This is a genomic window from Micromonospora vulcania (genome assembly GCF_042658605.1).
Lineage (GTDB): Bacteria > Actinomycetota > Actinomycetes > Mycobacteriales > Micromonosporaceae > Micromonospora > Micromonospora vulcania.
On record NZ_JBHSQS010000004.1, the window covers coordinates 456,459 to 467,369 of the forward strand.

Annotated in this window: 11 protein-coding genes and 1 pseudogene; 9 read left to right on the forward strand and 3 right to left on the reverse strand. The window is 73.2% G+C overall.

The annotated features are described in order from the left end of the window. Positions 1–191: 191 nt before the first annotated feature. Positions 192–698, reverse strand: coding sequence for a PaaI family thioesterase (locus ACFQGL_RS09120; protein WP_377508307.1), 507 nt, complete (start codon positions 696–698; stop codon positions 192–194). A gap of 55 nt (positions 699–753) precedes the next feature. Between ACFQGL_RS09120 and ACFQGL_RS09125 the strand changes: the two genes are divergently transcribed. Together ACFQGL_RS09125 and ACFQGL_RS09130 are read left to right on the forward strand one after the other, a co-directional pair. After that, complete coding sequence (locus ACFQGL_RS09125; RefSeq protein WP_377508310.1) at positions 754–1,230, forward strand: winged helix-turn-helix transcriptional regulator; 477 nt, start codon at positions 754–756, stop codon at positions 1,228–1,230. A gap of 276 nt (positions 1,231–1,506) precedes the next feature. Next, a complete protein-coding gene (locus ACFQGL_RS09130) occupies positions 1,507–2,553 on the forward strand; it encodes a S1 family peptidase (protein WP_377508313.1) in 1,047 nt (348 codons plus the stop codon). 74 nt (positions 2,554–2,627) lie between these two features. Here ACFQGL_RS09130 and ACFQGL_RS09135 read toward each other — a convergent pair whose 3' ends face one another. After that, positions 2,628–3,338 carry a DUF998 domain-containing protein gene (locus ACFQGL_RS09135; protein ID WP_377508316.1) on the reverse strand — a complete coding sequence of 237 codons (711 nt, stop codon included), beginning with the start codon at positions 3,336–3,338 and terminating at the stop codon, positions 2,628–2,630. Between the two features lie 154 nt (positions 3,339–3,492). Between ACFQGL_RS09135 and aspS the strand changes: the two genes are divergently transcribed. The 4 genes from aspS (at position 3,493) to ACFQGL_RS09155 (ending at position 8,181) form a co-directional block, all read left to right on the forward strand. Further along, positions 3,493–5,298, forward strand: a complete 1,806-nt coding sequence (aspS, locus tag ACFQGL_RS09140) for an aspartate--tRNA ligase (protein WP_377508410.1) — start codon at positions 3,493–3,495, stop codon at positions 5,296–5,298. A gap of 101 nt (positions 5,299–5,399) precedes the next feature. Next, complete coding sequence (locus ACFQGL_RS09145; protein ID WP_377508318.1) at positions 5,400–6,206, forward strand: sugar nucleotide-binding protein; 807 nt, start codon at positions 5,400–5,402, stop codon at positions 6,204–6,206. A 68-nt stretch (positions 6,207–6,274) separates the two neighbouring features. Then, positions 6,275–6,892: a helix-turn-helix domain-containing protein gene (locus ACFQGL_RS09150; RefSeq protein ID WP_377508321.1), complete on the forward strand. Its 618-nt coding sequence runs from the start codon at positions 6,275–6,277 to the stop codon at positions 6,890–6,892. Then, on the forward strand, positions 6,889–8,181 hold the full coding sequence (locus ACFQGL_RS09155; RefSeq protein WP_377508324.1) for an MFS transporter: 1,293 nt from the start codon (positions 6,889–6,891) through the stop codon (positions 8,179–8,181). The genes ACFQGL_RS09150 and ACFQGL_RS09155 overlap by 4 nt, the downstream gene beginning before the upstream one ends. A 76-nt stretch (positions 8,182–8,257) precedes the next feature. Here the strand turns inward: ACFQGL_RS09155 and ACFQGL_RS09160 are convergent, their stop codons facing one another. Next, on the reverse strand, positions 8,258–8,395 hold the full coding sequence (locus ACFQGL_RS09160) for a hypothetical protein (RefSeq protein ID WP_377508326.1): 138 nt from the start codon (positions 8,393–8,395) through the stop codon (positions 8,258–8,260). 75 nt (positions 8,396–8,470) lie between these two features. Between ACFQGL_RS09160 and ACFQGL_RS09165 the strand changes: the two genes are divergently transcribed. The 3 genes and pseudogenes from ACFQGL_RS09165 to ACFQGL_RS09175 form a co-directional block, all read left to right on the forward strand. Then, positions 8,471–8,683, forward strand: coding sequence for a hypothetical protein (locus tag ACFQGL_RS09165; RefSeq protein WP_377508329.1), 213 nt, complete (start codon positions 8,471–8,473; stop codon positions 8,681–8,683). A 75-nt stretch (positions 8,684–8,758) separates the two neighbouring features. Continuing rightward, positions 8,759–10,297 carry a replication-associated recombination protein A gene (locus ACFQGL_RS09170; protein WP_377508331.1) on the forward strand — a complete coding sequence of 513 codons (1,539 nt, stop codon included), beginning with the start codon at positions 8,759–8,761 and terminating at the stop codon, positions 10,295–10,297. Beyond that, positions 10,294–10,911, forward strand: a pseudogene (locus ACFQGL_RS09175) (hypothetical protein); the annotation flags it as partial. The gene ACFQGL_RS09170 and the pseudogene ACFQGL_RS09175, both read left to right, overlap by 4 nt.

A 10,911-nucleotide genomic window follows, 5' to 3' on the forward strand; every position in this document is an offset into this window, starting at 1 on the left:
CCGCGACCTCCGCGACCTCCGCGACCTCCGCGACCTCCGCGACCTCCGCGACCTCCGCGACCTCCGCGACCTCCGCGTCGATCTAGGGAAAATCGTCGCTCAGGGAGGTCAACTAGCAGCGATACGCCCTAGATCGACGGGGCGGATGGGTGTGCGGGGCGGGGGCGGGGAGGGAGGAGAGAGTGCGGGGGTTAGTCCTGGGGGAGGAGGAGGCAGGTGCTGGTTGCGTGGGCTACCAGGCGGGAGGTCGCGTCCATCAGGCGGGCTTCGGCCAGGGCCGTTCGGCGGCCGCGTTGGAGCACGGTGCCCTCGCAGCGCAGGACGCCGCTTGCGATGGTGACCGGGCGGAGGAACTTCACGTTGAGGTCCAGCGAGGTGTAGCCGACCCCAGCGGGCAGCGTGGTGTGCACGGCGCAGCCCGCCGCGGTGTCCAGCAGGGTGGAGATGACGCCACCGTGGACGGTGCCGAGCGGGTTGTAGTGGAACTCCTGCGGCACCATCTCGACGGCGACCCGCCCCTCGTCGGCCTCCATCCGGGCCATGTCGAGCAGGTGCATCACCGGAGGCGCGGCCAGTTCGCCGGCGATCATGGCCCGGAGCATGTCGAGGCCGCCACGCCGGCCGACCTGCGCGGCGTTGGTTGCCGGGTCCGACCAGGTGAAGGTACGACTGCGCGCCGGCTCCTGCGTCTGTGTCATGGACTCAGCCTGGCAGCACGTTGCTGAGTCTGTCAATAAGACTTAGCCTGGTCGGATGACACCCGCGGCACTGGACTGGTCGGTGGACAACTGCACGATCACCCGTGCGATGGAGATCCTCGGCGAGCGGTGGACCCTGGTGGTGCTCCGCGAGGTGTTCACCGGCGTACGCCGCTTCGACGACATGCGGGTGCGGACCGGCATGCCGCGTCAGGTGCTGACCAACCGGCTGGCCACGCTGGTCGAGCAGGGCGTGCTGCGTCGCGAACCGTACCGGGAGCCGGGCAGCCGGCTGCGGCACGAGTACCGGCTGACCGAGAAGGGTCTGGACCTGTGGCCGGTCCTGGTCGCCGTGCTCGGGTGGGGTGACCGGTACCTCGCCGACCCCGAGGGCTCGGCGCTGAGCGTCGGCCACCGCGACTGCGGCGCGCCGGTGCGGGTCGAGTTGCGTTGCGCGGACGGGCACGCGGTGGCCCAGCCCCGCGACGTGGTGCCCCGCCCCGGCCCGGGCGCTCGCCGTCGTACCCCCTGAGGCGGACGGCCGATCGTCGGCGGCTGTCGGGCGGTGACGCTCGAGCGGAATCTCGCGGCGGTGCGGGTGTGACGGGGGGCGTCCGCCAGGGTGTCACGGGTGTTGCGGAGATGTGACCCGTCGAGGTCGATGAATCCGGGCCTCAATGAGGTCTTGTCAATGATCTTAAGTATGTGAATACTTCATTGCGTTCGGCCGGTTTCCCCAGATCGACCGGGCTGCCCCCGGGTCTGCTGCCCCCGGCGAGACCCGTTCCCCCGCCCAGGAGGTTGTTACATGCGACCCACGAGGTCCCCACTCCGCGTTGCGGCCACAGTCGCCGTTACCGGCACCTTGGTCGTCGGTGTGCTCATCGGCGCGCCGGCCCAGGCCGCCCCCGCCGCGACCCCCGACGCCGCCGCCGCGCTCTCCGCCGCGCTCGGCGACCGCTCCGCCGGCACGTACCTCGATGCCAGCGGAAAGTCCGTCGTCACCGTGACCGACGCGGCCGCCGCCCGTCAGGTCAGCAAGTCCGGCGCCATCGTCCGGTACGTCACCCGGGGCGCCGCCGAGCTCAACCGGGCCACCGCCGAGCTGGAGCGCTCGGCCAAGATCCCGGGCACCGCGTGGTGGAGCGACCCGGTCACCAACCAGGTCGTCGTCTCCGTCGACAGCACCGTCACCGGTGCGAAGCTGGAGCGGGTCAAGGCCGCCGCCGCGCGGGCCAACGGCGCGGTCCGGGTCGAGGCCGAGGCCGGCGTGCTGAGCACCCGGATCTCCGGTGGCCAGGCCATCTACGCCGGCGGCGGCGGGCGCTGCTCGCTCGGCTTCAACGTGCGCAGCGGCAGCACCTACTCGTTCGTCACCGCCGGGCACTGCACCAACATCTCCGCGAGCTGGTACTCGAACTCCGCCCAGACCGCGCTGATCGGCACCCGCACCGGCACCAGCTTCCCGGGCAACGACTACGGCATCGTCCGGCACAGCAACTCGGCCAACGCCGCCGGCAACATCTACCTCTGGAACGGCAGCTACCGGGACATCACCGGCTCCGGCAACGCCTCCGTCGGCCTGTCGGTCCAGCGCTCCGGCAGCACCACCGGCCTGCGCAGCGGCTCGGTGAACGCGACCAACGCCACGGTGAACTACGCCGAGGGCTCGGTCTCCGGCCTGATCCGCACCAACGTCTGCGCCGAGCCGGGCGACAGTGGTGGTTCGCTGGTCAGCGGCGGCACCGCCATCGGCCTGACCTCCGGCGGTAGCGGCAACTGCCGCACCGGTGGCACGACCTACTTCCAGCCCGTCACCGAGGCGCTCAGCCGCTACGGCGTCAGCGTCTTCTGATCGATCCATCGCTCGCGGGCCGTCGGAACACTCCGGCGGCCCGCGTCGCGCGTCCGGGCGTCGCGGGTCGTGTCTCAGGCCAGCCGGTCAGGCCCCTGAGCTGGTCGAAGAGGATCCGGGGGCAGGACCGGCAGATCCGGACCGACGGGTACGGCACCACCCGCCGCCCACGCCAGGTGCGCCCGTCGGGCGGACAGGACCGCCAGCAGCGGCCAGAGCGCGACCGCGACGGCCGTGACCCGCTCGGCCAGCCCGGTGCGGGACCCGTAGGTCACCTCGTACGCGAACCAGCCGAACAGGCTCAGCATGGCGATGGTGACGCTCAGCCCCACCATCCGACGGAACGCCCAGGGCGGCTCGGGTCGGGCCGGGTGCCCGGCATCCGGGCCACGCGGCAGCCACAGCGCCGACCCGGCCGGCCAGAGCGCGAGGGCGAGGACCGCCACCGTGGCCACGATGCCGTGGCTGAGGGAGCCGCCGACCGTCGGCCGGGGAAAGGCGACCAGCGCGATGGTGGCCACCCCACCGACGGCGAGCAGGAAGCGGCTGGGCAGGCCCGCCGCGTGCAGCACGGCGGCGGTCGCCAGGTAGCAGCAGCCGAGCAGCACCAGGCAGCCAATCATGATCCACGGATCGGTGGCCTCCTGCCCGGCCAACTCACTGATGGTGTCCCGGATCGGGTCGTAGCCGGTCGGCTGCCGGGCGCCGGCGACCGTCCAGCCGACCACCAGCAGCACGGGTGCCGCCACCGCGGTGGCCACGGCCCAGTTCGGTACGGCGCGCATTTCGCCACGTTAACCGGCGCGACGGCGCACCGAGCCGCGTTCGCCGGTCCGCCCACCGGCGAATCGTCCCGGCCTGCCGGGTGCCCCGGAAGGACCACGGCCGCCCCTGACAGAATGCCGGTGAGGACTGTTCCACGATGAGGAGTTGCCAGCTGTGATCCGTACCCACAATGCCGGAAGCCTGCGCGCCGCGGACGCCGGCTCGACGGTGACCCTCGCCGGGTGGGTGGCCCGCCGGCGTGACCACGGCGGCGTCATCTTCGTCGACCTGCGCGACGGCTCCGGCGTGGTCCAGGTGGTGCTCCGCGAGGAGGACGCGCACGCGCTGCGCAACGAGTTCTGCGTGAAGGTCACCGGTGAGGTGACCCGCCGCCCCGCGGGCAACGAGAACCCGGAGCTGCCGACCGGTGAGGTCGAGGTGACCGTCGCCGCGCTGGAGGTGCTCTCCGAGGCCGCGCCGCTGCCGCTGCCGGTGGACGACCAGGTCGAGGCCGGTGACGACATCCGGCTCAAGTACCGCTACCTGGACCTGCGGCGCAGCGGGCCGGCGAACGCGCTGCGGCTGCGCTCGCGCGCCAGCCACCTCGCCCGGGGCGTGCTGCACGAGCGGGACTTCCTGGAGATCGAGACGCCGACGCTGACCCGCTCGACGCCCGAGGGCGCCCGCGACTTCCTGGTCCCGGTCCGGCTCCAGCCCGGCAGCTGGTACGCGCTGCCGCAGTCGCCGCAGCTGTTCAAGCAGCTGCTGATGGTCGGTGGCATGGAGCGGTACTACCAGATCGCCCGCTGCTACCGGGACGAGGACTTCCGCGCCGACCGGCAGCCGGAGTTCACCCAGCTCGACATCGAGATGTCCTTCGTCACCGAGGACGACGTGATCGACCTCGGCGAGGCGATCGTCTCGACGCTCTGGAAGGACCTGGCCGGGCACGAGATCTCCGGCCCGATCCCGCGGATCACCTGGCACGACGCGATGGCCCGGTACGGCTCGGACAAGCCGGACCTGCGCTACGGCGTGGAGCTGACCGAGCTGACCGACTACCTGCGGGGCACCGAGTTCCGGGTCTTCGCCGGGGCGATCGACGCGGGCGGCTACGTCGGCGCGGTGGTGATGCCGGGCGGCGCGGCGCAGAGCCGCAAGGAGCTGGACGGCTGGCAGGACTGGGCCAAGGCGCGCGGCGCGCGCGGCCTGGCGTACGTGGTGCTGGACGCCGAGACCGGCGAGGCGCGCGGCCCGGTGGCCAAGAACCTGTCGGCCGAGCACCTGGGCGGGCTCGCCGACGCGGTCGGCGCCAAGCCGGGCGACGCGGTCTTCTTCGCGGCCAGTGGCACCACCCGCGAGGCGCAGGAACTGCTCGGCGCGGCCCGGGTCGAGATCGCCAAGCGGGCCGGCCTGATCGACGAGAGCGCCTGGGCGTTCTGCTGGGTGGTCGACGCGCCGATGTTCGAGCGCACCGACGAGGGCGGTTGGACGGCGGTGCACCACCCGTTCACCTCGCCCAACGCCGAGTGGGTCGACCGGTTCGAGGAGGCGCCGGACCGGGCCCTCGCCTACGCGTACGACATCGTCTGCAACGGCAACGAGATCGGCGGCGGGTCGATCCGTATCCACCGGGGCGACGTGCAGAAGCGGGTCTTCGACCTGCTGGGCATCACGCCCGAGGAGGCGCAGGACAAGTTCGGCTTCCTGCTGGAGGCGTTCAAGTACGGCGCTCCGCCGCACGGCGGCATCGCCTTCGGGTGGGACCGGGTCTGCATGCTGCTCGCCGGCGCGGACTCCATCCGTGAGGTGATCGCCTTCCCGAAGACCCGGGGCGGCTTCGACCCGCTGACCAGCGCGCCGACGCCGATCACCGCCCAGCAGCGCCTCGAAGCAGGCATCGACGCCAAGCCGAAGCCCGCCGCCACCGCCCACACCGGCACGGCAGGCCCCGTAGCCCCGGTAGCCGACCCGGCGTAACCCCCCCACCCCCTGCCCCTGCTTGGTTGATCAAGAGGTTTGCGTCATGCTCGCTCGTCGAGGTGACGCAAACCTCTTGATCGTTGGCAGGGGAGTGGTGGATGCGGGTCTTGGTCGTGGGGGCCAGTGGGTTTCTGGGTTCGGTTGTTGCTCGGCGGGCGGCTTCTCTCGGGTGGTCGGTTGTGGGGACGTACTACTCGGGCGTTGTGCCGGAGCTGGATGCTCGTCGCCTGGACGTGACCGATCGGGCCGCGGTGGGCGCGCTGGTCGCCGAGGTGCGGCCGGACGCGGTGGTCTCGACGCCCTATCGGTACGACGACTGGACGGTGACCGCCGACGGGGCGGCGCACGTGGCGGTCGCCGCCGCCGAGGTGGGCGCACGGCTGGTGCACCTGTCCAGCGACGCGCTGCACGGCGGGCGACCGACGCCCTACCTCGACGACGACGTCCCCACCCCGGTGTACGCGTACGGTGCTGCGAAGGCCGCGGCCGAGACCGCCGTGCGGGCGATCGACCCGGGCGCGGCGGTGGTCCGTACCTCGCTGATCGTGGGGGAGGGCAGCAAGCAGATCCAGCTCTGCCGGGATGCGCTCGCCGGACGGGCCGCCCTGTTCACCGACGAACTCCGGTGCCCCGTCGACGTCACCGACCTGGCCGACGCCGTGCTGGAGTTGGTCGAGGGCACGTACGCCGGCCTGCTCAACGTGGCCGGACCGGACGCGGTGAGTCGGGCGGAGCTGGGGCTGCTGGTGGCCGAGCGGTTCGGCCTGGACGCGGCCGGGCTGAAGACCAGCACCGCTGTCGATGTCGGGGTGGTCCGGCCCGCCGAGGTTCGACTCGACTCGACCCGCGCCGCCAGCCTGCTGCGTACCCGTCTGCGTGGGGTGCGGGAACTCCTGGCCGTCTGAGCGCTTCGATGCACAGTTTCTATGCACAACTCTTGTGCATAGAAACTGTGCAGAGATAGTGTGCAGTCATGGTGAACGAGGAAGCGACGCCGCGGCCAGCGCTGCGCGAGGTGCGGATCGACAAGCGGCAGGTCCGGGTGCTGCCGCATCCGCTCCGCATGCGGCTGCTCGGAGCTCTGCGGGTGAACGGCCCGGCCACCGCCACCACGCTGGCGGAGCAGCTCGGCACCAACACCGGCGCGACCAGCTATCACCTGCGCCAACTCGCCGAGGTCGGGCTGGTCACCGAGGACCCCGACCGGGGCAGCGGACGGCAGCGCTGGTGGCAGGCCGCGCACGACGTCACCAGCTGGGAACCGTCCGACTTCGACGACGACCCGGACGCCCGGGCCGCGATCGAGTGGATCCAGGGCGACCAGGTGCGCCACCTCGTCGAGCACGCCGACCACTGGTTCGCCACCCAGCACGAATGGACCCCCGCCTGGCGGGACGCCCTCGGCATGGGCGACATCTTCATGACCATCCCGCCGGCCCGGCTGGAGGAGCTCAAGGCGGAGGTGTGGCAGGTGCTGGAGCGATACAACCGCGAGGCCGAGCTTGTCGACACCGCCGAACCCGCCGACCCGCAGGCCCGCCCGGTGCAGGTCTTCCTGGCTGCCTATCCACTGCTGGAGGGGAACCGATGAGCGCGCTGACCGTACGCCAGGTCCGGCTCCGTTACCTCACGCTCTACGGCCTGCGCTGGCTGCCCACCGGCCTGCTGATCCCGGTGATGATCCTGCTCATGCAGGAGCGCGGCCTGTCGCTGCCGCAGATCGGCCTGGTCTTCACCGCGCAGGGGCTGCTGGTGCTCGCGCTGGAACTGCCCACCGGCGGGCTCGCCGACGCGCTCGGCCGCCGACCGGTCCTGCTCGCCGCCGGAGCGCTCAACCTGGTCTCGCTGTCGCTGTTCGCGGTGGCCGACTCGTTCGTGCTGTTCTTCGTGGTCTGGGCGTTGCAGGGGATCTACCGGGCGCTGGACAGCGGCCCACTGGAGTCCTGGTACGTCGATGCCACCGTGGCCGCCGACCCGGAGGCCGAGTACGAGCGCGGCCTGGGCCACGCCGGCACCGTCGCCGGCCTGTCCATCGGCGCGGGCGCACTGCTGGGCGGCGGTCTGGTCGCACTCGGTCCGATCGGGCCGGCCAGCGCGCTCACCGTGCCCGTCCTGGCCGCCGTCGTCGCCCAGGCGGTGGCACTGGTCGCCCTCTTCGTCCTGCTGGTCGAGCAGCGGCCGGCCACCGGGGCGGCGGCGCTACGGACCTCGGTGGCGCAGGCGCCCCGGATGATCGGCGAGGCGGTCGGGCTGCTGCGCCGCTCCCGGGTGCTGCTGGCGTTGGTGGCGGTCGAGCTGTTCTGGGGCTTCGGCATGGTCACCTTCGAGTCGCTGCTGCCGGTCCGGCTGGCCGAGGTGCTCGGCGACGCCGAACGGGCTGCCGCGCTGCTCGGACCGGCCAACTCGGCCGCCTGGCTCGCCTCGGCGGCCGGCGCGGCGTTGACCCCGCTGCTGCTGCGCTGGCCGGGTGCCGCGCCGGGCGCCGCCCTGCTGCGTATCCTGCAGGGCGTCACGGTGGTCGGGATGGGGCTGTTCGCCGGGCCGGTCGGGGTGCTCATCGCCTACCTGGCCTGCTACACCGTGCACGGCGCGTCCAACCCGCTGCACAGCGGCCTGCTGCACCGACAGGTCGACGGCCCGTACCGGACCAGCGTGCTGTCGCTGAACTCGATGATGGCGCAGCCGGCCGGCGCGCTCGGCGCGGTGACCCTGACCGCGCTCGCCGCCGCCACCAGCGTCAGCACCGCGATGGTGGTCGGCGCGGTGGTGCTGGCCGTCGCCGCGCCGCTCTACCTGCCGGCCTGGCGGGCAGGGCGCAGCCCATCGGCGGATCCCGCGGACCCTGCCGCGCTCCCGGTCCCCACGGCCGCCGAGCGTTAGGCCGAGCGTTAGGAAGGGCGTTAGGAAGGGACCCTTTTTCGACACGGGGCGATAGTAGGGGTCCCTTCCTTGCGCATCAGGCGCGCTGGTAGCCGCGTGCCTCCAGGCCACGCCAGAGCACGTGCCGGGCGTACGGGTGGATGATCATGTCGACCAGCCTGGGAGTCGACGAAGGGATGACCTCGTGAGGCCCGGTCGGCCCGCCCGAATCCACCGTGGAGATTGGCGAGCCGACCGATTGGGTACATCCGGGGCCGACCTACTGGGAACCCCCCACCGGAGGACCGACATGTTCGCCATTCTGGCCGCCATTGTCTTCGGCTTCGCCCTGCTGATCGACCTGCTCGACACGAACTTCGGAGCACCGGACCTGTTCAACTGGAACACCCTCGTGCTCATCGGGCTGTTCCTGCTCTCGCTCTACCTCGGCGGCGTGGGCAGCGGCCCGCGCGGCGGTGGTGGCGGTCGCTGGTACCGGGGTCGGCGCCCCGGCCGGGGCTGACCGGAAGCGATCACCGATGGCCTGTCCCGCGCCGCGATTCCGGTGCCGCGGGACAGGCCCGGTACTGTCTTCGTGATGGAGTCCGACGCCCTCTTCTCCCTCGGTGCACCCGCCGGGTCGCGCAGCGCGCCCGCCGGACCCGCCGGTGTCGACGGCTTCACTCCGGTAGCGGATGATTCGCCCCTGCCCGTCCGGATGCGTCCGGCGAACCTCGACGAACTGGTGGGCCAGGGGCACCTGCTCGCCCCCGGCGCGCCGCTGCGGCAACTGGTCTCCGGCGGGGCCCCGATGTCGGTCATCCTCTGGGGACCGCCGGGCACCGGCAAGACCACCATCGCGCACCTGGTGGCCGCGGCCACCGACCGGACGTTCGTCGCCATGTCGGCGCTCTCCGCCGGGGTCAAGGACGTCCGGGCGGTGATCGAGACGGCCCGCCGCCAGCGCCGTTCGGGCGGCCAGCAGACCGTGCTCTTCATCGACGAGGTGCACCGCTTCAGCAAGACCCAGCAGGATTCGCTGCTCGCGGCCGTCGAGGACCGTACCGTCACGCTGCTGGCGGCGACCACCGAGAACCCGTACTTCTCGGTTATCTCACCGCTGCTGTCGCGGTGCGTGCTGCTCACCCTGCAACCGCTGGGCGACGACGCGGTGCGGGGCCTGCTGCGCCGCGCGGTCGCCGACGAGCGCGGCCTGGCCGGCGCGTTCACCCTGGCCAGCGATGCCGAGGACCACCTGGTCCGGCTCGCCGGCGGCGACGTCCGCAAGGCGCTGACCGCGCTCGAGGCGGCAGCGGCGTCCGCCACGGCCCTCGGGGCCGAGCGGATCGACCTCGCCACCGCCGAGCAGGCGGTCGACGTGGCGGCGGTGCGCTACGACCGCGATGGCGACGCCCACTACGACGTGATCAGCGCGTTCATCAAGAGCATGCGTGGCTCGGACGTGGACGCCGCCGTGCACTGGCTGGCCCGGATGCTGGTCGCCGGCGAGGATGCCCGCTTCATCGCGCGCCGGCTGGTGATCTTCGCCAGCGAGGACGTGGGCATGGCCGACCCGGGCGCGTTGAGTGTGGCCACCGCCGCGGCGCACGCGGTCGAGTACGTCGGCCTGCCGGAGGCGCAGCTCAACCTGGCCCAGGCGGTGATCCACCTGGCCACCGCGCCCAAGTCGAACTCGGCCACCACCGCCATCGGCGCCGCGATCGCCGACGTGCGGGCCGGCCGGGGCGGCGCGGTGCCGCGCGGGCTGCGCGACGCGCACTACGCCGGCGCCCGGGGGCTGGGCCACGGGACGGGCTACCGATATCCGCACGACGACCAGCGCGGCGTGCTCACCCAGCAGTACGTCCCGGACGACCTGGTGGGCACCGACTACTACCAGCCCAGCCCGCACGGGGCGGAGCGTTCGGTGGCCACCCGGCTGCCGGTGCTGCGTCGGATCGTGCGAGGACTACCGGCGCCGCCCGCCCGCCCGGAGGCGCCGACGGCCGGGCCGCCCACACCGGTGCGGGTCGCGTCGGTGGGAGCCGGCGAGAACGGTCGCCCGACGACGGGCGCGGACGGTCCCGGCACGGTGCAGGACAGCGGCACGGACGCCGCAGGAGAGGGTCAACAGTGAAAGCGCGTGGACCGGAACGGCCCGACGAGGGCCCGGACGAGCGGCGCGATCCCCGCGCCAAGGGCCGCCGCTGGGGCCGTGGGCGGGCTGAGGCCGAGCCGGAGGAGCCGGTAGCCGGCGAGGAGTTCGGCTGGATCGACGACCTGCGCTCGGCCAAGCAGCAGCGCACCGAGTTGGGTCCCGACGGCGCTCCGGCGGCCCCGGTCGGGCCGCGCGCGGACGCACCGGGGCCGCGCGGCGGCGGGTCGGTGCCGCCCACCGACCGGCCGGACGCCCCCGTACCGCCCGCCGCACGCCGTGGCGAACCGGACACCACCGCCGCGCGCCGGCCGGTCGACGGGCCGTGGCCAGGCGAGGCCCCGCCGCCGCCGGGACGCCGGCCGGACGAACGGCCACCCGCAGACCGCCCCCGTACCGCTGGCGCGGCCGTTCCCGCCCCGGGCCAGCCGGCCCGTCGCGGTGCGGTGCCGGTGCCCGGCACCGGCCCCCGCCCCGCCGGACCACCATCGGCGCCACCCGCCGCCCGCCCGGTCGGCGGTGACCCGGCGGGCCCACCCGGACCGCACCCGCAGGGCGGCGCGCCGGCCGGCGTGGCCCGCCCCCGTCCCGGTGCG

Bases quoted from the DNA above. Each gene is read 5' to 3' on its own strand.
- ACFQGL_RS09130 (WP_377508313.1), top strand. From the start codon at position 1,507: ATGCGACCCACGAGGTCCCCACTCCGCGTTGCGGCCACAGTCGCCGTT.
- ACFQGL_RS09145 (WP_377508318.1), top strand. From the start codon at position 5,400: ATGCGGGTCTTGGTCGTGGGGGCCAGTGGGTTTCTGGGTTCGGTTGTT.
- ACFQGL_RS09120 (WP_377508307.1), bottom strand. From the start codon at position 698: ATGACACAGACGCAGGAGCCGGCGCGCAGTCGTACCTTCACCTGGTCG.
- ACFQGL_RS09150 (WP_377508321.1), top strand. From the start codon at position 6,275: ATGGTGAACGAGGAAGCGACGCCGCGGCCAGCGCTGCGCGAGGTGCGG.
- ACFQGL_RS09125 (WP_377508310.1), top strand. From the start codon at position 754: ATGACACCCGCGGCACTGGACTGGTCGGTGGACAACTGCACGATCACC.
- ACFQGL_RS09165 (WP_377508329.1), top strand. From the start codon at position 8,471: ATGTTCGCCATTCTGGCCGCCATTGTCTTCGGCTTCGCCCTGCTGATC.
- ACFQGL_RS09170 (WP_377508331.1), top strand. From the start codon at position 8,759: ATGGAGTCCGACGCCCTCTTCTCCCTCGGTGCACCCGCCGGGTCGCGC.
- ACFQGL_RS09135 (WP_377508316.1), bottom strand. From the start codon at position 3,338: ATGCGCGCCGTACCGAACTGGGCCGTGGCCACCGCGGTGGCGGCACCC.
- ACFQGL_RS09155 (WP_377508324.1), top strand. From the start codon at position 6,889: ATGAGCGCGCTGACCGTACGCCAGGTCCGGCTCCGTTACCTCACGCTC.